Here is a 20,462-nt window from a genome sequence, read left to right on the forward strand (position 1 = left end):
TCAGATACGGGGGCCAGTGATCGTTCCTTGAGCTATCCAGGTAATAAGGGCATTGCCCTCTACCGCATAGCCCGCCCGGCCGCCCTCCCATCCGTTGTCTGCAGCAGGACTCCAGATGGAGCCGCCATAGCTGCCAGGTCCTCCATAGCTGCCGGACTGTCCCAGCGCTCCGCCGTTGCCGCCACCTCCACCAGAAACCCAAGGCATGGAGTCCCCACCGAACAAAGCCCCGCTGTATGCCTCGTACCCGCCCCAGCTACCGCTTTGCGCTGTGCCCAGCACAAAGGAGCTACCGGCTTGGTAGAAACCAGCCCCGTCGCCTGGCGCACCGCCGTAGCCAAAGAGCCTCGCGGTGCTGTAGCTGCCCGACGCGCCGCCGCCACTGCCTCCACCGCCGCCACCTCCAAAAATTCGATTGAGGTTGTTGACGCGAATGCGTACGTCAGTTTTGAGGCCTGTGCCACTATTGCGCTCCCCACCGATATCCCCGCGATTTGTCAGCGTGGCGATGTCATGCGGGAGCCCGGTGAAGACAAGATTGCAGACGTTGACACCCGCCGCCACATTCACCTCAAGCATCATCCCAAGGCGCCAGCCGGCCGCTTGCGCGAGCGCGAGCACATTGGGCTTCCATGCGTGTGCATTGATGTTGACGACGGCCGTTCGTGCCGCCGCAGCCAGCAAGTACAGATGGATCACGGCAGGTTAACTCCGCAGTAGTAGAGGTCGTACCGGCTTGTGCCCACCCGGTGCATAAACAACATGGTCAGCACATCATTAGCAGCGTAGGGAGGGATAGGCGTTTTTGGCTGGATGACGGCAGCGTCAAAAGCGATTGCGTGGGGGGCGCCAAGGAACTGGACTTTCAGGATCACAGTTTCCGAAGGCCTGCGATGTGGAGCCATCCAGAACTTAATCGGACCTGATATGTAGACTTGCTGGATCGCACCAGCGCCCGCATTGATTTCCCAGTCCGTCACGCTAGACGCGATGGCTTCGGCTTTGACATCGGGCGTGCAATCCATGGCGTCAAGCAAGCGCCGCCAGCCACCTGGGGTGTTCCACTGGCCGTTTACCTGCCGGCGGAAAAACAGAGGTGTGTTCGCCGTGAGCCCCGCAGATATCTGCAGCTTGTAGCCCGGTGAAGAGTGCGGAATCTGAAAGAAGTAGTGCCATGTATCGCCAGAAGCCGGCCTGTTCGACAAGTCGGCGCCATCCGCAAACATCACTTCATGCGGCAACAGGTTCAGGTCGGCAGTAGCCGTTGCAAGATTGACCACCTTGCGTGGCAGCACTTCCTGGGCCTGCGGAAACTCCTCGCCCTTGGCACCCGCAGGGCCGGATGCGTACCCCGTGAACTTGCCACCAGATTTAGGCATCAGCGTGCCGATCACAGGCCCGATCCCGGGATTCCAGCCTGTGCCGTCCCACCATAGCCACACCCCCTTGAGAGCCGGGTCAGTGCCCACATAGGTGTACCAGGCACCGAGCTGCAGCGCATTGCCTTGGTTGTCCTTGATAGGGTTGGAGGTCTTCGCCCCCAGATACAGGGCCTGCATCTGCGTGTAAGCCCCCACGGCGTTGCTCGCGTGAGTGCTCGCCGTGGCCGCGCTGCCAGCTGCAGCGGTCGCCGAGTTCGCTGCCTGGTTGCGATAGCTCATGGCCTGGTCAGCCTGCTGCGCTGACTGCATGCGCGAGGCCTCTGCCGACATCGCATCTTCACGGGCAGCAAGGGCACACTCACGGCAAGCAGCCGCAATCTCCCGCAGCCGCGTCGTCACGCCAGGCATGGCCGTGCCATAGGCATAGGCCTCCTGGTTGAAATTCAGGCTCCCCAGGGCCGGATAGAGCGGCACGAATGGTGCCGCCGGAATTTCAGGGATCAGGCTCATACGTTGCCCTCTACTTTGATATTGACTCTTGCGTAAGTGGCGCGCTCAGCGCGCACCGTGCCGGTAACAAAACCGACTGTTGAGATATGGCCGTACTGCGGCAGATCGCTGGCCTCGACAGCCACGGGGATATCGATGATCTTTTCCAGCAGCCGCGAGACACGCGGGGCGTCCTTGGCATTGATCAGCACCGATGCGGTGATGAGCTTGGCCACGCGGCCTTTTTGCCGCAGGTAGGTGCCGTCGCCATTGGCTTTCCAGAGGCCATAGCGTTTGGGCGAAACCTCCGCGCCAAACTCCGTGCCGCCCTTGTCCGACAGCGGCGCAAGAAGCTGCTGCCATTGGCCGATGCTGAGATAGCCCAGCTCGGCCATGGCCTGCGGATCGCTGCGGCTCAGCGTGATTTCCAACGAAGACACGGGCCGGATTGGATAACCCGAGCCCGTGTATTTGTTGGTCTTGTCGAGATTGCCGAACAGGTATTCCCACTCGCCAAACGCCTGTTCCCACATGGTTTGCCCATGCGAGTGAATGGGCGGCGCACCAGGTGCAGCACCTGGCTCATAGACCTTGATATCGGTCTGGTCCGCCTCCACCCCGTACATCGCCACCCCATTGAAAAACGGGGGCGTCAAGACATACTTGAGGCCCCCGCGTTGCTTCGCTGCCGTGAAGACATATTCGTCAAACGGCGCCATTCGATTCGTGGGAGAGGTCTCATCCTTTTCCCAGTGCTGCGATGCGCGCGGATCGTCGGGCGTGTAGGCATTGACGGGGGCACCGGCAATGGCTTTGGTGCACTGCCAGGTCCACCCTTTGTAGGTGAGCCGGGCGCCCAGCGCATAGTCGCCGGCCACCCACGCCACCTCCCCCATGCCCGCATCGACGGCCGGGATGGTGGTCCCGGCCGCAATCATGGCTTCCGTGATCGTGATGGGCAAAAGTATGTTCATGCCGTTCCTTTCTCCAATACCTTCGCCAGCCCTTCGGCCACCTCTTCCACATTGGCAATCACCACGTAGTCCGCATTTCCGCCGCCGCTCACGCGGTCGCGCTGGTCCGTGTAATCGGGCAGCACGCTCGTGTGTCCTGCGGTTGCTTCGGCCGCTTCGCGCAGGGCATCGATCCCTTCGCGCACCGCCTGCAGCACCTCCAGCACTGCCCCGCCTGCAGGGCCGCCAGCACCATCCAGCGCAGCCATCAGCCTGCGGTTGTCGGCCGCAGGCACGATGCGCTCGCCCGCATGCACGATGGCCGGCATGTCGAACGGAACGTAGTTGGTGCCGATATCGAAGGCGGGCAACTTGATGCCGGTGATCTTTTCGACCTCGGCCCAATCGCGCGCGTAGAACCCGCTCAAGGCCTCCAGGTCTTGGAGCGTGGCGCCGGCGTCCCGCATGGTCTGCATGAGACTGTTGAGGTCGCCCGTGCCGTCATAGGCGTGGTACTTGTCAAACAAGCCATCCAGCTTGCCGACAGTCCCGGCGTCCACGACAGGCTCATACCAAGTGCCGCCAGAGCCATCAATGCGCGGCCGCGAATACTTTGAGTCCACGGGATCGGTGCCGCCACCTCCAGGCCCCCACACTGCGCCGCCGTCGTCCTTGCCAGGCTGCTTGCCCGGCGTGCTCGGCTTTGTCGTGCCAAGCGCCGCCAGCAGCTTGTCGAAGTACCCGCGCACCGTGTCGCTGAGCGCAGCTGTGCCGTTGACGAGCTCGTCAGCGGTATTGGCCAGGGCATCCAGCTGCTCGATCTGGGTCTGCACCGCCTTCAGTTGCCGCTCTTCAAACGACAGCTGTATGCCGGCAATCTCGCCCATCTCGGCCAGTTGACCCGCCAGCACCTTGGTGTCGCGCCGGCGTTCAAACTCGCTGGTGTACTCCCCGCTGGTGATGCCATTGCGCGCTGCACCGATGGCGTCCTGCAGGCCTGCATAGTCCGTGACCGAAGCCCCGGCACGCATGCCCGCCAGCGCGCGCTCGATGTAGACCATCCCCTGCGCTGCCAGCAATTGCCGCGTGCTGTCCACGCTGCCCCACAAATCATTGGCCGTGCTGTTGAGCATGCCCACGGCCGAGCTGATCGCACTGATGGTGCTTTGCAGCGTTGCCGCCTGGTCCTGCAGCGCATCGCGGTCGCGTTGGTACGCGCGCCGGAACAGATCGTGGGCCGCTGTCACGGCCTCGCGCTCGTCCTCAATCGCCCATATCCGCTGCTGCAGCGCGCGGTTGCTCGGGTCCAGCGCGGCCAGCTCGCGCCGGCGCAGCTCGGCCGTGTCGCCGGAAAGCTCCAGCAACTGCCGCTCCAGATCCGTCTGCTTGTCGCGTGCTGCGATCTCGGCACGCAGCGCCTCGTTGTAGTCCCACGCGGCGCGCTCGGCCTCAGTCATTCCTTCGGTCGCCAGCTTGCGCAGGGCCTCGCGGTACTTGTCCGTCTGGCCCGTTGCGCGCAGATATTCGGCCTCCAGCTTGGAGCGGTCCTCCTTCAGGCCATCCAGCACGCGGCCAGCAGCATCGGCCACCTCGCCGAACATCTGTGCCATGGGCAGCAGCTTGGCGAGCAGTTCGACATCGCCGGCGGCCATCGCCGCTTCGATCAGCTTGCGGAACTGCTCTTTTGCGGCCTGGCCCTGGCGCGGGTCAATCTCCAGCTTCAGATCCTTCAGCGACTTGTCCAGCACCTTCGCGGCGTTCTCGACCCGTTCGCTTTCGGTGTAGAAGCCGGCATAGAAGGCGTCGATGCCCGCTATCGCGTTCTCGATGCCCCCCATGTCCTTGATGAGCTTGGCAATCGCCTTGTCGCCCATCTCGCCGAAGTTGACGATGTTGTTTGTCCACCCCTCCACCGCCGTGGCCGTGAGCTGGACCTTTTGCAGCATCGCATTGAAGCTTTCCAGCGTGATGTCGTCGCCCAGCTCATCAAAGACATCGCGCATCCATGTCGGCAGGTCAGCCTTTTTCAGCTCACCCACCAGCGCGCCGCCCATGTCGGCGACGAACTGCGTGAAGGCCTTTTCCGGGTCGTTGCCCAAGTCGCGGTTTTTGTACGACTTGAGCACTTCGCCCGTCACCTTGTCGATGATCTGGAAATAGCCGTGCGCGTCCTCATCGCCATACTTCGGGTTCGTCGCAAAGCCTGCGGCAATGTCCACCTCGCGCACGTTGCCGCTCGCGTACTTGGACAGGGACTTGTAGACCTCGGCCAAGGCTTTCACCGTGGTGCCCAGCTGCTCGCCCAGTTCCTTGTTGCCGCGCTTGGTGAAGTCGCCCAGCGCATTGCCCCACGCATCCTGGCCCAGCGCCTGCTTTGTGGCGTCGTCCCAGTCGTCCGTCCTGGTCGAATAGACACCGCCCGAGTGGTTGGGGCCACGGGAACCAAACAGGCCGCTCTTGAGCAGCGAGAAAATCGCAATCGCAACGCCGATGTAGGGAATGGCAGCGCCCAAACCCATGCCGGCCGCAGTCGTGCCGCTGGCAGATCCCCACAGGGAAGCCACACCACCGATTCCAAGCTGCCCGCCTGCAGCGATGCCCGCGCCCAGCTCACCCAGAAAGCTGCTGCCCATGAGCTTGCCCAGACCGATCACGCCCGATGCGACCACTCCCGAGCTGCCGCCCGAGAACGAAGACCAGATATCCGTCACGCTTTTGACGCCAGCCAGGGCATTGCCCTGCGTACCACCGCCATCAGACAGGCCCAGCATGTTCGCCGCATAGGCGGCCACAGGCTGCACCATCGGCATGATGAGCGGCCGCAGGATCAACGTCCGCGCCAGGTTCTTGAGGTAGTCGCCGAACGACCGCCCTCCAGCCATCAGCTGGTCCGTGAGGCTTTGGCCGATCTGGTCAACGCCCTTTTGCCATTCGGTCACGCTGGCGGCCGAGGCCTTGGCAGCGGCCTCTTTCCCGTCCTTCTGGGAGGTCAGCGCCAAGCGCTCGCGCAGCAGGGCGATTTCCTGCTGCAGCAGCGCATGCTCGGCCGTCATGGTGCCGGTCAAGGCAGCAGCACGCTCCATCTCAGCCAGCTGCTGTTCCTTGGACAGGATCACAGCCAGTTGCCGCAGCTCAAGGACCGCCCGCTGCTGGTCCGCACTCAGGCCGATCAGCTCAATCTCTTCGCGCAGGGACTTGTTGCCGGCCTCCAGCTCTTCGACCGTCTTGGCCTGTACGCCAAGCCATTCCTGGCGGTACTTGCGCTCTTCCTCGGCGGCCTTCTTTGCCTTCTTCGCGGCCTCGTTTTCCTTCTCCAGCGCCGCCAGCGTATCGATCTTGGCCAGCACGTTGGCGCGCTGGGCAGCTGTCAGGCCCTTAAGGCTGTCTTTCAGATCCTCATTGAACTTGATGCGGATCTTGTCGGACTCGGCCAGAGCTTGGCCGCTGGACAATTCCTGTCGCTGCTCTGCCGTCTTCTCTGCGATGGACTGCAGCAGGTTGTCGTAGCTGGTTTGCAGCTGCTTGGCCGACTGAGCGCTGGCCTTGGCCCCCGCATCCTGCTTGGCATAGGTCTCTTCCACCTGGCGCTGCATCTCGGGCGTGAATGCAGAGCCGAGCTTGCGTTTCCATTCCTCGACTTCCAGCGCGGCTTTCTGCGCCGCCGTGCCGTATTTCTTGATCCAGTCTTCGGACTGGCCCAGCGGGATCTGCGTGCTGTTGGCGGCAGCTGCCACACCGGCAACCTGATTAGCCACCTCCTCAACAGCTGGCTTTGCAGCGCCGGCGGCAGTTCGCAAGACATCCAGATGGCTCTTGATGCCGGCAATGCGCTCTTCAAGCTTGGCCGTCATCTGCCCCTTGGGGCCACCAGCGCGCGCAAGCAAAGCCTCGGCCTGTGCCAGGCGCTCGGTCTGGAACTCAATTTCCTTGCTGAGCCGGTCGCCCACAGGGTCGCCCAAGTTCGACGCAATGGCAGCGCCCGTGGCCGCACCAATGCCCAGCAGCACCAGGGTGGCCGGGTTCGCCGCAAGGGCCAGGCTCAGCGCGATCACCGCGCCGCGAACCTTGGTCAATGCCCCCCAGACGCCGCCAGCGGCGCCGATGGCATTGGCAACCTGCAGCGCCCCGGCAGCCGTGGCCGTGCCGGCGATCATGCCCAGCACCACACCAATCTCGCCCTTGTGCTCAGCCACGGCCTGGCCCAGCTTGACGATGCCGGCCATGCTGCTGGCGGCAAAGCTGCCCACATCGATCAGCCCGCTGATCAGCGTCTGAAAGCCGTTGCGCACGTCATCGCTGTTGAGCATGCTGTTAAGCCCTTCGACGCTATCGCGCAGGCCTGGCAGGCTCGCGCTGTCCGCCGTCATGAGGCTGTTGATGGTGTTGCCGACAGCCGTCAGCGAACCGCCCAGCGTGTCGCGCGCCGCCTTGGCCGCGCCGCCATAGCTGGACTCCAGGGCCTGCAGGATGATGTCCTGCGCCTTGGCGGTCTGGCCCGTGCGCTCGAATTGCTTGACCAGCTCCTTTTGCGCATCGGTGAACCGAAAGCCCTGCTTTGACAGCGCCGTCAGCCCTTCGCTGGGCACGTCCAGCGCCTTGCCGATGGTCTCGGCCGAGGCCGTGACCTCGTAGCCCATGCGCTCGGACATGTCGATCACGGCCTGCATGGCACGCGGGAACTGATCGCCCACCACGCCCGCATAGCTGAGCATGCGGGTCTGCGCCTGGTTAATCTGACCGGCACTGAAAGTGCTGGTCTTTTCCATGCTGTCGGCCATGGCGTTGAGCCGTTCAACGCTCCAGCCAGCCGCGCCCCCCGTGGACTTGATCGCAGCCGCGAGCTGGGTCTGCTCCTTTTCGGCGTCGATGGTCTCCTGCTTGATCTTGGCGATGGCCGAGGTGATCCCGACCACGCTGATGGCACCACCGATGGCGCCCAGCACGGCGCCCTTGAGGCTGTCCATGCGGGCCGACACGCCAGCGGCCATGTTGTCATAGGCATCCTGCACGCGCTTGGCGTGCTGCTTCACGTCCTGCTCAGAGGACTGCAGCCCCTGGCTGAATTGCGCGTACTCCAGCGCGAGCTTGACGACCAGCGATCCCAATGCAGACATTGCTAGTCCTCCTTGCTTTGTTCTCGGATTTCATTCATGGCCGCGAGCGCGCCGCGCTCCATGACCATCAGGCCCACCATGACCTTGCGGCGCTGCCGCTGGGGCACGAACATGTCCAGCCAGGCAGAGGCGCAGCCGTAGTGCAGGCCCATGCGGGTGCCATCCATGCCCGCGAAATGCCATTGCGTTTCCAGCGCTCGCCAGGCCGTGACAACGGGCCAGTTATCCCGGTAGATCCCGAATTCCTCGGGGGACTGATCGACGGCTGCGCGCTGCTCGGCAATGGCCTGTGCCACGCGCTCGATGTCCCCGGCCGGCGCCCCCATCGCGCGCATGGCATCCAGCATGGATTCCTGCGGCGCGAAGGGATCGACCGGCAGCGGACGGATGCCCGCCCACCAGCGCGCGGCCTCAATCAGTTTTTTTCTTTGGCGCCCGCGTTGGTGCGCAGGTAAGTGATGGCCGTTTCACGCACGGCGGCAGGCAGGCGCATGAACGCGGCCTTGTTGTCCGGAGTGAACTCGACCGGCAGGCGCTGCAGATCCTTCATTTCCCAGCCCACCAGGAATTCGTCCACGACTTCCGCAAAGGGCTTGTTGTGCAGTTCCTGGCGGCGCTCTTCATCGGAGCGCTGGAAAATAGCCGTGAACGACTCTTCGCGCCAAGAGCCGCTTTCGGTCTTGACCTGAATCTTTACGGTTTCCTTGAAGGTTTCCGAGGGGGTGAGATTGAACATGGATGAACTCCAGAGTTGTTGAATAAGGAAGCGGATGCGGCGGCGCACGGCGGCCCGTGCGAGCACCAAAAGCAAAAGGCCGCACAAGGCGGCCTCTGGCGGCAGGGGAAGGGAAATCACGTCAGCGCACGATCAGCACCAATTCGTCATCGCCGACGATGGGCACCAGGTCGAAGGGCAAGGCCATCATTGCCACGCCCTGGTCATCGCTGAGCGTGAACGGGCCGGGCTGGATGTTGGGCATCTGCACCTCAACGATGTTGCCGGGGTCCACGCCGTGGACGATCACGGCCGCGCCGCGCTCGCTGTTGCGCACGATCTCGGTCCAGTCCTTTGTCGTGACCTTCGGAAACTCCATGGTGATGGAGCCCGTGGGCTGGCGGTCGGGGCTGGCGGCGCCTGCGCAGTTGATCAGCTCGCGCCAGTTCAACTGATTGGCCAGGTTGACCGAAAACGCGCTGGTGCAGGCGCTGTGCCCGAAGATCGTGAGCGTGGGCGTGTTGGTCTTGCCAACGACCTTGGGCTGCATGAACTTCGAGTAATCCACGCCCGTGGGCATGGCGCCCTCTTCCGGCTTGGAGTAGGCGCCCAGGAACTCAAATTTCATGACGGGAATGCCCTTGGGGTTCAGCTCGAAGCTGACCGTACCCTTGGCGTCCACGAGCTTGAACAGCGTGCCATCCAGATAGCCATACAGCGTCAGCAGCGGCTCACCGCCGCTCACCAGCGTGTACTGCACATCGGTGCCGGCCGTGACGGTCTCCGCGAAGCCGCAGGCCTGCAGCAGGTCGCCATAGGCAGGCGCCACGCCCGGCGTGCCGCTGCCGGCGATTTCCACTTCGCACGACAGCTTGCGATGCTCGCCGGCCGTGAGCTTGCCGCTGTTGCCCTTGTAGGGGCGGATCAGATCACGCGCCACCTGGTCGGCCGTGATGGGCTCGGGCATCAGCGCCCGGCACAGGATGGCATTGGCCGCCGCCGTGGGCGTGGCTGCTGCGCCCGCCGCCGTCTGGACCATCGCCAGCAGCAGCATCTGTTTCATGGACTTTGCCATGGGGGTTCCTTTCAGAGGTTGAGGGATAGGGCTGGCGATCAGTCCTGCGGCACGCGCAGGCCGGTGGCGGGGTCGCGCACGTAGCGGCCCGCCTTGCCGTGGAATTCATCGGGGGGCGGCAGAGTAGTGGCCTGGTGGTGCGCGGGCTTCGCCGGCTTGGCGTTCTGCGGTGCCGGTGCAGACGTGTGCACTGCCTCGTCCTTGTCTTTCTTTGCCGTCATGGCGTGTCCTTTGCTGTGGTGAATCGGGGCGTGCGCAAGCGCACGATCAGGGCGCGGGCGTAGACCTGCGGATCGTCTTCATAGTCCGCGTCCTCGCAGCCCACTTCCCATTGGTAGTGCTCCATGGCCTCGACAGCCGCGCGCACGCTGCCGCCGCCGCTGGTCGGCAGCAGGGTGTCCAGCTCGACCGCGCTGCGGCTGAGCACGATCACCGTGGCGTCGTGTGCGTCGTAGCCGCCGCCGGCGCACCATCCGGGCTCCGGTGCCGTCTCGACGCTGAAAACTGCCGCCGGCCAGGTAGGACGCGCCGGCAGTTCAAGCCACCATGTATTGCCCAGCGCAGACTCCAGTACAGGCAGCAAACGCTGGTGGATGCTCGGGGCTGCCGTCATGCGCCTCCCTTCTTTCTTTCGCTGGCCAGGTAGCGCTGCAGCGCCCGGTCCATGGCCGTGATGGCGTTGTCACGCTCCTGCTGCAGCGCGGGCTCAATGAACGGCTTGCGGCCGACCACGCCCTGCGATGCAGCACGCCGGCGAGCACGCAGGCTTGAGGCCTCGTACTTGCGCGAGCGCACCACCACGCGGCCATTGCGCAGCCGCTGGGTGTATGTCGTGGTGCCGGACTTGACCGATGCGGGGACCACACGGCGGCCGGTCTCGACCCAGCGCCAATAGAACGGGTCGTTGTCGCGCCGCACCTTGATGCGTCCTCGGCTCACGACCAGGCGCTTTTGCCCCTTGGCCTGTACGCGCTTGGTCTGGTCGCGGCCGTGGCGCACCCCGATGTGGTACTGCGCCGTTCCGTCCGGGGCGTTGGGCTCGCGCTTGATGGCGATGTTCTCGACCATGGCGCCGGTGATCACTGATCCGTTCGCCTTGGCAATCGCCTTGGCGCGCTCCGTGATCACCTTGCCCCCGGCGACCACCATGCGGCGCGAGACCTTTTGCGCCATGTCCTCACGGACTTCGCGGAACGCTGCGGTCAGGTCGGGCACGCCTGTGACATCGGGTTTGTCAGCCATCGCGCACCCCCGTTTCGCAGGTCAGGATCAGCGTTTCATGGCGATCCGCCAAATCTTTGACATGTCGAATCTGGTAGTACAGACCGCGACTGACCACGCGCATACCGGCCCTGATGCCATCGCGCCACCGGAGTGTGAACACCTCCGCAGACACGGGAACCTCGCCCCCCGCCGCCTTGGTGGCGGGACGCAATGTGCCCGAATCGCTGGTGTGCCCGGCATAGATGCCATCTGCTGGCGTGACCGGAATCCATACCTGCTCACTGCCTCCTGATTTGTCCTTGCCCTGCTGGAGGGCCTCTATCACGATAAGGCGCCTGAGCCTTCCTGATTGCAGCATGGCCCACCTTTCAGAATCGGGGCGGCACGGCGATCTCCGCCAGCATACTGCCCAGGAATTTCAAGGGAAGTTCGGAAACAATGGTTCCGGTCACCAGGGCTTCCCGCTGTTGATACAGCGTCCCCGCCTGCAGCAGCAGCCAGGTGCGTACCGATGGGTATGCGTCAAGATCGACCCCAGCCACGTACTCGATGCGCAGACGGCCAGATGGCCGGCCGCCCGCAAAAACGAGGCGGCCGACACGCTGGTCCACCTCCAGCTCGAAGCCCTCAACCGGGATCGAATCTGCCCCAGCGCGCAGCAGGCTCACGCTGCTGATGGACCGCACTTGGCCGACATCCAGCACATTGCCCAAACGGTCTTGCGGCCAGTCTTCGACATACTCAGCCGTACGGATGGCCGCCCCGGTTTCCGCCTCGCACATCTGCGTCACGCCCGGCACGATGATGTTTTCCACCAGCGAGCGCTGCAGGTCATCGATGTGCTCGCGGCACCATTGCGCGACCTCGGCCGCAGACAGCACGGGCTCGCCTGCGTAACGCTTGCGCCGGGCCATGGTCAGGGCCGGTCAGCGTTGAGGTTGCCCGTATCGCCCGCCCCTGCCTCCGTGCTGGCAGCAGCAGGTGCAGCGACAGGCGGCGCGCCGTCACCACCGTTTTCGGGGTCCACCGTTTGCGCCTGATCACGCGCTGCGGACTTGCCGCCGCGCCCCGCACCCCGTGCACTGCGTCCGCTGGTTGCTGCACTGCTGGCCGTGCCCGATTTCTCGGCCACCTCACCCGCTTCCAGGCGGTCCGCCTGGTCCGCCGGAAATGCTGCGGTTTCGCCCGGGTTGTAGCCGCGCCAGTGCTTCAGGAACACCACCGCAACGATCTCTTGTTTGCCTGCTTCTTGCTTGCTCATCGCCTTGTCCTTTCGATTGGTTGCGCCCCGGCGCCTGCCGGGGCGTCATCTCACATGCCCGCGCCCCACTTCAACTTGGCGCCGACCGCAACGGACTCGACATGGCGCACGCCGAAATCGTTGTGCGCGATCACACGCACCAGGGTCTGATCGCGTTGGAAGGCGGACACCATGTTTCCGCCCGCGTCCTTGTAGGAGGCCTCAGTGCTGTAGGCGATGGACAGCTGCCCCGTTTCGCCGATGTAGCAATCGGAGAAGTCCACGAAGTAGATTTCCGACTCATCGCCGCCGGCGCCCAGGTTCACCGGGATCTGCGTGGACAGGCCGAAGCGGTAGCCCTTGAGCTGGCCCTGATCGATCTCGGGATAGGCCTTGTTGCCGTTGCCGTCGCGCAGCGACTGCAGCCAGCGGATGGTGCGCGGATGCATCAGCCACCCGCAGTTGGCCATCGCGGCATTGGCGGCTTCCAGGCGCAGCATCAGGCCGCCCAGGAACAGATCGATGGCCTTGAGGTCTGGATCGACGGGCGCGTCCACCACGTTGCCCGGCAGCGCCCAATAGCGCAGGCCTTTGGGCAGCAGGGCACTGCCCGCCGAGCGGATGTAGTGCAGATCCTCGGCCAGGCCGGTGCTGATCAGCAGGTCATTGGCGACGATGCTGTCCACACGCGGATTGATGCCAGCGAACGACAGCAGGTCATTGCTGATCGGCACCAGGGCGCCCATCTTCTTGGCCTGCAGCTTCATGTCCGCGAAGGTCATGTCGGTCACCGGGATATCGGTTTCGGTGCCGATGTAGCCCACCACCGTGGAGTCCTTGATGCGCGGCAGCGTCATGTTGCCGTTGACCAGGGGCAGGCTGACCGCCCCCATGGAGCGCACGACAGAGCGAGGGCGCAGCGCCTCGATCACCGAGGCGGCCATGTTGGCGGGGATCAGCACGCCACCCGCACCCGGAGTGACCGTGCTCAGGGTCTGCACGATGTCTTGCCCGAAGCCGCCCTCTTGCGCCATCTGGGCCGCATGCTGCTGGTTGCCACCAGCAGCGGCCAGCAGGCGCGCCACCTGGGCGACGGATGCGCCCGGCGGGGCGTTGTCGGTCACGGTGACGTGGGCGCCGGCGGGCGGGCCGTTGATGCCGCGCGCACTTTCGTTGACGGGCACCGCCGCCGCGGCATTGAGGCGTTCGGCGGATTCGGCGCGTGCGATCTTGGCGGACAGCTCGCCGATTTGGGTTTCCAGCGATGTGAACTGCTGCAGCTCTTCTGCAGACAGTTGCTCGCCGGCGGCATCCTTCTTTGCGAGGGCCTGCAGCGTGTCATTGAGCTGGGCGCGTTCGCTACGCAGTTGGGTCACAAGGGACATGGTTTTGCTTCCTAAAGAGCAATGAAAAAAGCCCGCCGAGGCGGGCCGGAAAACTGCCGCGAACGCGGTCAGATCTGGGATTGCAGATGGGCTGCAGCAGCACGCACAGCCAACCGGCCAGGCGCGGGTCGATTGGCGCGGCTTTCGGCCACGGCGCGAGTGATACCGTCCAGGGCATCGGTGGGGGTCTGCAACCGGTCGGCCAGGCCAGCGGCGATAGCGGTCTGGCCACGGTAGAGACCGGCCTCAGTGGCGCGCACGATAGAGGCGCTCAGGCCCCGGTACTCGGCCACGGCGTTCACGAACATGTCATAGCCTTCGTTGACCAGTTCCTGCAGGAACTTCATGGACTGTTCTGTCAGCGGCTCATGCGGCGACAGGTCGTTTTTGTGCGCGCCGGCATATACGGTCGTGACCTTGATCCCTTCTCGCTCCAGCATGGCCGAGCGGTCCATGTGCTTGGCGATCACTCCGATGCTGCCCACGCCGCTGGTGCGGCTTACCACCAGTTCGGTGCACGCCGCACCGATCAGGTAGCCGCCGCTGTAGGCCGAAAAATTGACCAGGCCGATGATTTGCTTTTGCAAAGCCATGGACCGCAGATCCGCCGCCAGCTCAAATGCGCCGGTGGCCGCTCCCCCCGGGCTGTCGATGTCCAGCACGATGCGCTCGACCAGGGGATCAGCCACCGCCTGGCGCAGCTGGCTGCGCAGATCCTCGTAGCTGGTCATGGTCTCGCAGACATTGAGGTGCGCCGCACGGCTGACCAGCAGCCCATGGACGGGGATCACCTGCACGCCCGTGGCCTGCAGGTTGGCCCGGCGCCGTTCCTCTTCGCGGGCAATGCGCGACTCATAGTCATCATCGTCGTGCCACATGCGGGGCTCTGCCACCGGGGCCAGATTGATGATGTTGAGGCTCATCACCTGATTGGCCCAGCGCACCGCCATGTCCATGGCATCCGAGGTAGTGAGCAGCGGCTGATTGAACAGCAGGCCCGCTGCGCGAAGATAGCTTTTCATTGGGTCAGGAGCCTTTCGATTTCTTGCCGCTGGATCTCCAGCTGTGCCCGCACTGCGGGATTCTTCGGATCGGGCGCCGCAGCACCCGCCGCAACCATATTGAGCGGCTGCAGGTAGGTATCGCCGCCGGCCACGGGCGGCAGGTTTTCCAGGCGCCGGATGTCGTTGACAGAGAGCCAGCCCCATTGCCGCCCAATGGCGTAGGCCTCATAGCGGCTCTTCTGATCGCCCCGCATGAGGCCCGACAGGTTGAATTCAATGAAGTAGCGCGGCCGCTCATCGTCCAGCAGAAAGTCGCGCATCATGGCCTGCTCATGCCGCTTGGCCCAGGGCAACAATGCGAACACCACGAAGTGAATCAGCAGCTGCTCAATCGTGTTGTAGTTGGCCTTGTCCAGGTCGTTGACCATGGGCAGCGGCACCTTGTAGATGCGCGCCGCGTCCACGCCCGACAGCTTGAGGATGGCCGCCACGTCCGCGTCCACATTGCTCATGGACACCGGCTTGAAGGTCATGCCCTCCTGCAGCAGCGCCACTTTCCTGGCGTTGTCCACGCCGCTGAATTTGCTGCCCCACTGGTTCACGATGGAGTCAATGGTGCCCTGCTCCTTGATCGCGGCGACTTCCTTCGGCCGCTCGATCACCCCTGACAGCGTGACGCCGTTAGCGAACGATTTGCCGGTGTATTGGCGTACCGCCTGAGCCAGGCCGATGGAGTCGGCGTGCAGCTCGATAGGCGACAGCCCGACATAGCCGTTGTGGGAATGCCATCGAACGTGATGGACCAGGCGCATAGGCAGAGGATCGGACACGCCAGCCACCTGGTAGTACGGCAGCATGTCAGGCCCCTTGAGCACCGTCACCTTTGCCGTATCCAGGGGCCACAGCTGCGCCACCTGGCCGTCCCGCCCACGTTCAATGAACGTGTACGAATTGCCCCGCAGGCCTGCCGACATCTGCGACAGCTCCACCCGGTCATACGGCGTCTGGAACGGGTTGGGCTTGAACCGGAGCACCTGATAAAGAGGATGGCTGCTCGCAGACTCGCGTTGCCCGCCACCCTTGCGCTCATACAACTCCAGCGGCAACTGCGCCAGGCTTTCGGCAAGCAGCGTGACGCAGTTCTGAATGATCGGCAGGGCCAGTGCAGTTTCTGGCGTCACACGCATGCCGGAGCTGCTGCGAGCGGCGCCGATCAGTCCACGCCAAAAGCCGCTGGAGCCGTCAGAAACCAAGCCCTCATTGGCGCCAACCAAGGACGAAAAGAACATGTCTTATCCCTCCCCGCGCGCAACCGTCAGCGCAGCCAGCCCAGATGCGGCGCGGTCAACACGCCAAGCGTAGGCAACCAGGGCCACGCCCGCCACCACCATGGCAGTTGGTGGGTGCATGCGCCAGATGCCCGCCACCACCAAGCCGAAGCCCAGCAGGCCGCACAGCAGCGACAGCAGCACCAGTGCCACCCGAAAACTCGGCAGCTGAAACTTCATATCTTGATCCCCTTGTCATAGACGGACGGGCCGCCCAGCTTGCGGCCCTTGCCGCTGATGCCACAGGCCATGATTGAGGCCACAACGCCGTCAATACGGCCCACGGACTTGGCTTTGTCCACCTTGCGGTTATTGGCCGGGTCATGGGTCAACACCGCATTTGCGGCGTTCCAAGTCAGCACCGGGTTGCCGTCATGGCGCAGTTGCTCCACTTCGGCGAGCGGCTCGGCCGGCTCGTCCGCACTTCCCGCATCCACCGGCGCACCCAGCAGCCGGCGTTCAAATTCATCGACGGCCGGCCCGAAAGACTCATAGCCCTGACCGAAGCCAATCAGGGGCGGCAGTGTTATCCCGTGCTCGGCCATCAGCTGAATCACGTCTTCGATACGCCAACGGTCGAACGCGATGCGCTCCAGCCCCGTGAAATAGGCGCTGATGGCCTGCAGGCGCCGCAGCACAAACAGCCGGCTCACCGCTCGGCCTGGCGTTGTCTCCAGCCAGCGCTCGGCAATCCACTGCCGATACGGCACCTTGTCGCGTTTCTCCCGCTCGTCCAGGTCGTGATCCGGAATCCAGAAATACGGCATCAACCGCCAGTAGGGATCTTCCAGCGTCGGAAAGAACAGCAGAACGAATGCCGTAAGGTCGGTCGTACTGGACAGGTCCAGCGCGCCCACCGCCTTGCGATGTCGCAGCAGCTGCAGCGGCACCCTCCCCTCGGCCGCCGCCCATATCTCCCAGTCGAGCCATGGCGATTCAGCCTGTGTCCATACACAGAAATTGAGGCGCAAAACCTTGGCCAGCTTCGCCGGCATGCCTCGCGCGTTCTGCACTTGGGCACGGAGATATTGATAGCCCGGGATGCCCTCGCGCTGCCCTGCCAGGCGAAAGCGCAGCGACGGGTTGACCTTCGGCCAGCACCGTTCGTCTTTGAACGGGTCATCGCCCTTGTCCAGCGAGCAGATGAAGCCAAAGAAATGGTCATCCTGTGCACGCCCAGTGCACACGTCTGCACCGTAGTCGTGGTACTGGCCGCACGGCGTCGTCTTGTCACTGCCGCTGTTGGTGATCATCACCACCATGGCACGCCGGCGGCTCTTCATGCCGGCCACCATCATGTCAATCACCGTCGCCGTCTTGTGCTCATGCACCTCATCGATCAGCCCGACATGGGGACGCGGGCCGGACTGCCCTTCATCTGCAGAGATGCATTTAAAGAAACTGTTCGTCTCCGCATAGAAGAGGTTCCAAACCTTCTCATCACGGCCCGACTGCACCAGGCGCGATTGCAAATGCGGCGACTGGTTGACCATCGCCACGGCATCGCGGAACAGGATCTGAGCCTGGTCCTTCTTTGTCGCGGCAGCGTAGATTTCGGCGCGCTGTTCTTTGTCCGCCGTCAGGCCGTACAACCCGATTCCAGCGACAAGCGGGCTCTTCCCCGATCCCTTGCCGGTCTCGATGTACACCACGCGAAAGCGCCGGTAGCCGTCCTCGGTGTACCAGCCATACAGACTGCCCACGATGAAGGCCTGCCAGGGGGCCAGCAGGAAAGGCCTGCCTTCGTATTCGCCGCCGTTGAGCTTGAGCACATCCTCGAAAAATCCGATGGCTCGGTCTGCCGCCGCCTGATCCCACACCAGGCCACGCTTGTGCCCCTGCTTCAGATCCTGCAGATGGCGCTTGCACGCGGCCCGCACATACGGCCCTGCAATGATTCGCCCCTGCAGCACGCGGCGGGCGAACTTCTTCACTCGGCAGTCAGAAGTAGCGAGCGGCAGCGTCCTTTTCGTCATTGCCGAACAACTCCCCTTGCGGCGCCGCTTGGGCCTTCATGTTTCGTCGCGCCAGGGGCGACATTCCGAACAACGCGCCGGCGGCGTTCGCCCGCTTCTCGGCATCGTTGGCGAGCTGCCGCCACACGCTGATTTGCTTGGCGCCCGTCGCATAGGTCTGCACATCGCCGGCCTCGGCCTGCTCTGCATTCTTCTTGACGATCAGCGCGCGAAAGCGCCGCCAGTCGGCCACCGCCTCGCAGTAGGACGAAAGCGCCATGACATCGATACGGTGCACCCAGCCCAGCAGCAGCAAGTCGGGCATCACGCGCTTCCACTCTTCCCGCGCTTCCGGCGTAAGCACCTCGGGCATGTCAGGCTCGCTGGCGGAAACTGTGTTGGCCTCCTGCTCGCGCAGCAGTGCAGCCGCGTCTTTTTTTCCGGGGTTGCCACCCGCCAGATGCAGGAACGGCGGTTTTGCACTGCGCCCGGAATTGGCGTTTCCAGCCATCGAGGTGCCTCCTGTCGTATACCCCCCCTCCCCATATTTCCCGCATTTTGCGTACGGAGAGGAACGGTCGGTCTCTTGCTAAAAAGGGCGAAAGTTTTTCACCCCCCTACCCCCTCGGAGCCAGTTTTGTCCAGGTCGGGCCAAAAACGCCGAAATCGTCGATGCGGCGGGCCGATTCCACGGATGACGCGGGTCCAGCGGGCGACCATCAGGCCCGCAGCCGGCGACACGCCCGGACTTCTCCAGGCGCTGCTTGTCCGAGTCGTGGCACAGCTTGCACAGCGGCTGCCAGTTTGACCGGCTCCAGAAAAGCCGCTGCGCTTCGCCCATGCGCTCCGGGTCTCCAGATTCCCGAGCTTCAGCCAGGCGCGGCGCCACGATGTGATCCACGACCTGGGCCGGGATCGACTCGCCACGCTTTCCGTGCTCAGCACAAAGCGGGTGATCCCGCAAGAACTGGTCCCGAGCAGCGCGCCAGGCCGCACCGTAGCCACGCGAGGAGGCGGAACCGCGCCGCTCATCGTGGTCCTGACGACTGATGGCTCGGCGGGTCTCCGGCGTCATAGATGCTCCGAGGGGGACAAAGAAAAACCCCATCAAAACTGGCTTGATGGGGCTGGCATAAAGCCGGTTACGGATCCGGCGCTGGCAAGTCAACCGACTAAATGAATTGCCCTGCTGGCATACGATAAGAGCTTCCACACAACCTATCGCCAGGAGGGCGAACATGAGTCTCGAAACCAAGGTAGTACTAAGCTTCCCGGATGGCACAGGATCAGAAAACATGCAGAGGGTAGCTTTCACGTCTCTTACTGGAGTGCCCCAAACAGGCGACGTCTTCGCATACCCAGATTCAGATCAACGATTCGTCGTCACTGGTCGCCGCTGGATCGCCAAGCAACATGAGACGCTACTTGTGATCGATATGGCCTCTCATCCCGGGTAGCATTCCACACGCATTGGAACTACACCATGTGCAGCAGCTTCGCGCATGGTCTGCACTTCCTGCCGCAGCGTACGCAACTCGTCGGCCAGCAGCTGCACGAGGAGCGCTACGCCATCGGGGCTGGAGTCTGAGGCCGGCAGCACGCTGCCGCCACCTCCACATGAATCGCCGACAACCGTGATCCTTTTGGTACAGGTCTTTGGCAACATTGCCGCCTCGCCAACCTCGCGCTGGAAGTTGGCCGGATGGTTGCTCAAGGGATGCGAAGAATCGATCACGGGTAATGGCGCGTGCGCCTCAGCAGGCTGAGCTACAGCCCTACCTTCATCGTCCATAGCACCTCCAGAAATAAAAAGAGCCCGGCTTAAAGAAAAGCCCCGCCGGGTCTGCACCGGGCGGGGCTGGCAAGTGTTCAGCGGTTAGGGGCACTGAGCACTAGCTTGCCGCAAATGTAGCCCAACTCTCTATGGTGGAAAACTCCCCGCGCGTCGCATGTACTCACGGCCACGGGCCAGCGCCTCGCGTTCCTCCCTGATGCGCTGCTGCTCCTGCAGCCAGCGGTCAATGAACTGGTCGGCCTGGCCAAGTTGGGCATGGATGGTGCTCGGTCCCTTCCCCATGTTGCGGGCAATCTCCGACACACCCAGATCCAGCAGGTAGTAGTCGCAAACCGTTGCATAGAGATGGCGCTTTGCCTGCTCCATTTCCTGCACCGCCTTGTCCACCTCTTCGGCCTCCTGGTCGATGTGTGGAATCTGGCAACCGCCGTAGCTGTTGCGGCCCCAGACATCGACGGCCAGCACGCTGACCGAATGGAACCCGAGGCCAGTGCTGTTGAGCCGGGATTTCCACAACGCCCAGTTGTCCAGCTTGCGCTTGATGTGCTCGATGCGTGCCATCAATTCGCCCCCAGATCACCATGGCCGGCGATGATGCAGACGTGTGCACAGCCCATTCGCGAGATGAGGCGCGAGACCTCGACAGTCCGGCTCAGCTTGGTGAAGGGCGTACCTGCCACCTGCCCCGCCTCTGTGGCCCAAAAGCAGCCAGGCCGGCCAGCCAACCCCATCCGCACCAGACGCCACACCCTGGCGTCTTTCTCTGCATAGCGCTGGATTGTCCTGTAGACCTCGGGCATGAA

Annotated in this window: 22 protein-coding genes; all 22 read right to left on the minus strand. The window is 63.7% G+C overall.

Annotation, left to right across the window (positions count from 1 at the left end):
- The gene (locus DTS01S_RS30575; protein ID WP_139223869.1) at nucleotides 1-699 is read right to left on the minus strand and encodes a hypothetical protein; all 699 of its coding nucleotides are present in this window, start codon (nucleotides 697-699) and stop codon (nucleotides 1-3) included.
- The gene (locus tag DTS01S_RS19060; RefSeq protein WP_061288429.1) at nucleotides 696-1,892 is read right to left on the minus strand and encodes a hypothetical protein; all 1,197 of its coding nucleotides are present in this window, start codon (nucleotides 1,890-1,892) and stop codon (nucleotides 696-698) included. Before DTS01S_RS19060 ends, DTS01S_RS30575 begins: the two co-directional genes overlap by 4 nt.
- Nucleotides 1,889-2,845, minus strand: a complete 957-nt coding sequence (locus DTS01S_RS19065; protein ID WP_061288430.1) for a hypothetical protein — start codon at nucleotides 2,843-2,845, stop codon at nucleotides 1,889-1,891. Before DTS01S_RS19065 ends, DTS01S_RS19060 begins: the two co-directional genes overlap by 4 nt.
- Nucleotides 2,842-7,938 carry a phage tail length tape measure family protein gene (locus tag DTS01S_RS19070; RefSeq protein ID WP_061288432.1) on the minus strand — a complete coding sequence of 1,699 codons (5,097 nt, stop codon included), beginning with the start codon at nucleotides 7,936-7,938 and terminating at the stop codon, nucleotides 2,842-2,844. Before DTS01S_RS19070 ends, DTS01S_RS19065 begins: the two co-directional genes overlap by 4 nt.
- A gap of 2 nt (nucleotides 7,939-7,940) precedes the next feature.
- Entirely contained in the window at nucleotides 7,941-8,285 is a 345-nt protein-coding gene (locus tag DTS01S_RS19075; RefSeq protein WP_061288434.1) for a DUF1799 domain-containing protein, read from the minus strand.
- 68 nt (nucleotides 8,286-8,353) lie between these two features.
- Complete coding sequence (locus DTS01S_RS19080) at nucleotides 8,354-8,794, minus strand: hypothetical protein (protein WP_139223870.1); 441 nt, start codon at nucleotides 8,792-8,794, stop codon at nucleotides 8,354-8,356.
- Nucleotide 8,795: 1 nt separating this feature from the next.
- Complete coding sequence (locus DTS01S_RS19085) at nucleotides 8,796-9,716, minus strand: phage tail tube protein (protein ID WP_139223871.1); 921 nt, start codon at nucleotides 9,714-9,716, stop codon at nucleotides 8,796-8,798.
- A 50-nt stretch (nucleotides 9,717-9,766) separates the two neighbouring features.
- Nucleotides 9,767-9,949, minus strand: a complete 183-nt coding sequence (locus DTS01S_RS19090) for a hypothetical protein (protein WP_061288440.1) — start codon at nucleotides 9,947-9,949, stop codon at nucleotides 9,767-9,769.
- A complete protein-coding gene (locus tag DTS01S_RS19095) occupies nucleotides 9,946-10,341 on the minus strand; it encodes a hypothetical protein (RefSeq protein WP_061288442.1) in 396 nt (131 codons plus the stop codon). Before DTS01S_RS19095 ends, DTS01S_RS19090 begins: the two co-directional genes overlap by 4 nt.
- The gene (locus DTS01S_RS19100; RefSeq protein ID WP_061288444.1) at nucleotides 10,338-10,970 is read right to left on the minus strand and encodes an HK97-gp10 family putative phage morphogenesis protein; all 633 of its coding nucleotides are present in this window, start codon (nucleotides 10,968-10,970) and stop codon (nucleotides 10,338-10,340) included. Before DTS01S_RS19100 ends, DTS01S_RS19095 begins: the two co-directional genes overlap by 4 nt.
- A complete protein-coding gene (locus tag DTS01S_RS19105) occupies nucleotides 10,963-11,310 on the minus strand; it encodes a head-tail adaptor protein (protein ID WP_061288446.1) in 348 nt (115 codons plus the stop codon). The genes DTS01S_RS19100 and DTS01S_RS19105 overlap by 8 nt, the downstream gene beginning before the upstream one ends.
- Before the next feature lie 10 nt (nucleotides 11,311-11,320).
- Nucleotides 11,321-11,866 (minus strand): hypothetical protein, encoded by a 546-nt coding sequence (locus DTS01S_RS19110; protein WP_061288448.1) that lies wholly within the window; start codon nucleotides 11,864-11,866, stop codon nucleotides 11,321-11,323.
- 2 nt (nucleotides 11,867-11,868) lie between these two features.
- Nucleotides 11,869-12,213, minus strand: a complete 345-nt coding sequence (locus tag DTS01S_RS19115; RefSeq protein WP_061288450.1) for a hypothetical protein — start codon at nucleotides 12,211-12,213, stop codon at nucleotides 11,869-11,871.
- Nucleotides 12,214-12,263: 50 nt separating this feature from the next.
- On the minus strand, nucleotides 12,264-13,577 hold the full coding sequence (locus DTS01S_RS19120) for a phage major capsid protein (protein ID WP_061288452.1): 1,314 nt from the start codon (nucleotides 13,575-13,577) through the stop codon (nucleotides 12,264-12,266).
- Between the two features lie 68 nt (nucleotides 13,578-13,645).
- Nucleotides 13,646-14,599, minus strand: coding sequence for a S49 family peptidase (locus tag DTS01S_RS19125; protein WP_061288454.1), 954 nt, complete (start codon nucleotides 14,597-14,599; stop codon nucleotides 13,646-13,648).
- Nucleotides 14,596-15,870: a phage portal protein gene (locus DTS01S_RS19130; RefSeq protein ID WP_061288456.1), complete on the minus strand. Its 1,275-nt coding sequence runs from the start codon at nucleotides 15,868-15,870 to the stop codon at nucleotides 14,596-14,598. The genes DTS01S_RS19125 and DTS01S_RS19130 overlap by 4 nt, the downstream gene beginning before the upstream one ends.
- Nucleotides 15,871-15,873: 3 nt before the next feature.
- A complete protein-coding gene (locus DTS01S_RS19135; RefSeq protein ID WP_074931962.1) occupies nucleotides 15,874-16,089 on the minus strand; it encodes a hypothetical protein in 216 nt (71 codons plus the stop codon).
- Nucleotides 16,086-17,843 carry a terminase large subunit gene (locus DTS01S_RS19140; protein ID WP_254788036.1) on the minus strand — a complete coding sequence of 586 codons (1,758 nt, stop codon included), beginning with the start codon at nucleotides 17,841-17,843 and terminating at the stop codon, nucleotides 16,086-16,088. The genes DTS01S_RS19135 and DTS01S_RS19140 overlap by 4 nt, the downstream gene beginning before the upstream one ends.
- A 7-nt stretch (nucleotides 17,844-17,850) precedes the next feature.
- The gene (locus tag DTS01S_RS19145) at nucleotides 17,851-18,375 is read right to left on the minus strand and encodes a P27 family phage terminase small subunit (protein WP_061288460.1); all 525 of its coding nucleotides are present in this window, start codon (nucleotides 18,373-18,375) and stop codon (nucleotides 17,851-17,853) included.
- Between the two features lie 933 nt (nucleotides 18,376-19,308).
- On the minus strand, nucleotides 19,309-19,656 hold the full coding sequence (locus tag DTS01S_RS30580; RefSeq protein ID WP_139223872.1) for a hypothetical protein: 348 nt from the start codon (nucleotides 19,654-19,656) through the stop codon (nucleotides 19,309-19,311).
- A 129-nt stretch (nucleotides 19,657-19,785) separates the two neighbouring features.
- Nucleotides 19,786-20,220 (minus strand): antiterminator Q family protein, encoded by a 435-nt coding sequence (locus DTS01S_RS19150; protein WP_061288462.1) that lies wholly within the window; start codon nucleotides 20,218-20,220, stop codon nucleotides 19,786-19,788.
- Nucleotides 20,220-20,459 (minus strand): hypothetical protein, encoded by a 240-nt coding sequence (locus DTS01S_RS31080; RefSeq protein WP_255247324.1) that lies wholly within the window; start codon nucleotides 20,457-20,459, stop codon nucleotides 20,220-20,222. The genes DTS01S_RS19150 and DTS01S_RS31080 overlap by 1 nt, the downstream gene beginning before the upstream one ends.
- Nucleotides 20,460-20,462 lie beyond the last annotated feature (3 nt).

The organism is Delftia tsuruhatensis NBRC 16741, from assembly GCF_001571325.1.
In the GTDB taxonomy this organism is placed as follows: Bacteria; Pseudomonadota; Gammaproteobacteria; order Burkholderiales; family Burkholderiaceae_C; genus Comamonas; species Comamonas tsuruhatensis.

What these genes read in the sequence shown, in the direction of transcription:
- DTS01S_RS19060 (WP_061288429.1), bottom strand. Translation starts at nt 1,892, where the DNA reads ATGAGCCTGATCCCTGAAATTCCGGCGGCACCATTCGTGCCGCTCTAT.
- DTS01S_RS19065 (WP_061288430.1), bottom strand. Translation starts at nt 2,845, where the DNA reads ATGAACATACTTTTGCCCATCACGATCACGGAAGCCATGATTGCGGCC.
- DTS01S_RS19070 (WP_061288432.1), bottom strand. Translation starts at nt 7,938, where the DNA reads ATGTCTGCATTGGGATCGCTGGTCGTCAAGCTCGCGCTGGAGTACGCG.
- DTS01S_RS19075 (WP_061288434.1), bottom strand. Translation starts at nt 8,285, where the DNA reads ATGCTGGATGCCATGCGCGCGATGGGGGCGCCGGCCGGGGACATCGAG.
- DTS01S_RS19085 (WP_139223871.1), bottom strand. Translation starts at nt 9,716, where the DNA reads ATGAAACAGATGCTGCTGCTGGCGATGGTCCAGACGGCGGCGGGCGCA.
- DTS01S_RS19090 (WP_061288440.1), bottom strand. Translation starts at nt 9,949, where the DNA reads ATGACGGCAAAGAAAGACAAGGACGAGGCAGTGCACACGTCTGCACCG.
- DTS01S_RS19095 (WP_061288442.1), bottom strand. Translation starts at nt 10,341, where the DNA reads ATGACGGCAGCCCCGAGCATCCACCAGCGTTTGCTGCCTGTACTGGAG.
- DTS01S_RS19100 (WP_061288444.1), bottom strand. Translation starts at nt 10,970, where the DNA reads ATGGCTGACAAACCCGATGTCACAGGCGTGCCCGACCTGACCGCAGCG.
- DTS01S_RS19105 (WP_061288446.1), bottom strand. Translation starts at nt 11,310, where the DNA reads ATGCTGCAATCAGGAAGGCTCAGGCGCCTTATCGTGATAGAGGCCCTC.
- DTS01S_RS19110 (WP_061288448.1), bottom strand. Translation starts at nt 11,866, where the DNA reads ATGGCCCGGCGCAAGCGTTACGCAGGCGAGCCCGTGCTGTCTGCGGCC.
- DTS01S_RS19115 (WP_061288450.1), bottom strand. Translation starts at nt 12,213, where the DNA reads ATGAGCAAGCAAGAAGCAGGCAAACAAGAGATCGTTGCGGTGGTGTTC.
- DTS01S_RS19120 (WP_061288452.1), bottom strand. Translation starts at nt 13,577, where the DNA reads ATGTCCCTTGTGACCCAACTGCGTAGCGAACGCGCCCAGCTCAATGAC.
- DTS01S_RS19125 (WP_061288454.1), bottom strand. Translation starts at nt 14,599, where the DNA reads ATGAAAAGCTATCTTCGCGCAGCGGGCCTGCTGTTCAATCAGCCGCTG.
- DTS01S_RS19130 (WP_061288456.1), bottom strand. Translation starts at nt 15,870, where the DNA reads ATGTTCTTTTCGTCCTTGGTTGGCGCCAATGAGGGCTTGGTTTCTGAC.
- DTS01S_RS19135 (WP_074931962.1), bottom strand. Translation starts at nt 16,089, where the DNA reads ATGAAGTTTCAGCTGCCGAGTTTTCGGGTGGCACTGGTGCTGCTGTCG.
- DTS01S_RS19145 (WP_061288460.1), bottom strand. Translation starts at nt 18,375, where the DNA reads ATGGCTGGAAACGCCAATTCCGGGCGCAGTGCAAAACCGCCGTTCCTG.
- DTS01S_RS30580 (WP_139223872.1), bottom strand. Translation starts at nt 19,656, where the DNA reads ATGGACGATGAAGGTAGGGCTGTAGCTCAGCCTGCTGAGGCGCACGCG.
- DTS01S_RS19150 (WP_061288462.1), bottom strand. Translation starts at nt 20,220, where the DNA reads ATGGCACGCATCGAGCACATCAAGCGCAAGCTGGACAACTGGGCGTTG.
- DTS01S_RS31080 (WP_255247324.1), bottom strand. Translation starts at nt 20,459, where the DNA reads ATGCCCGAGGTCTACAGGACAATCCAGCGCTATGCAGAGAAAGACGCC.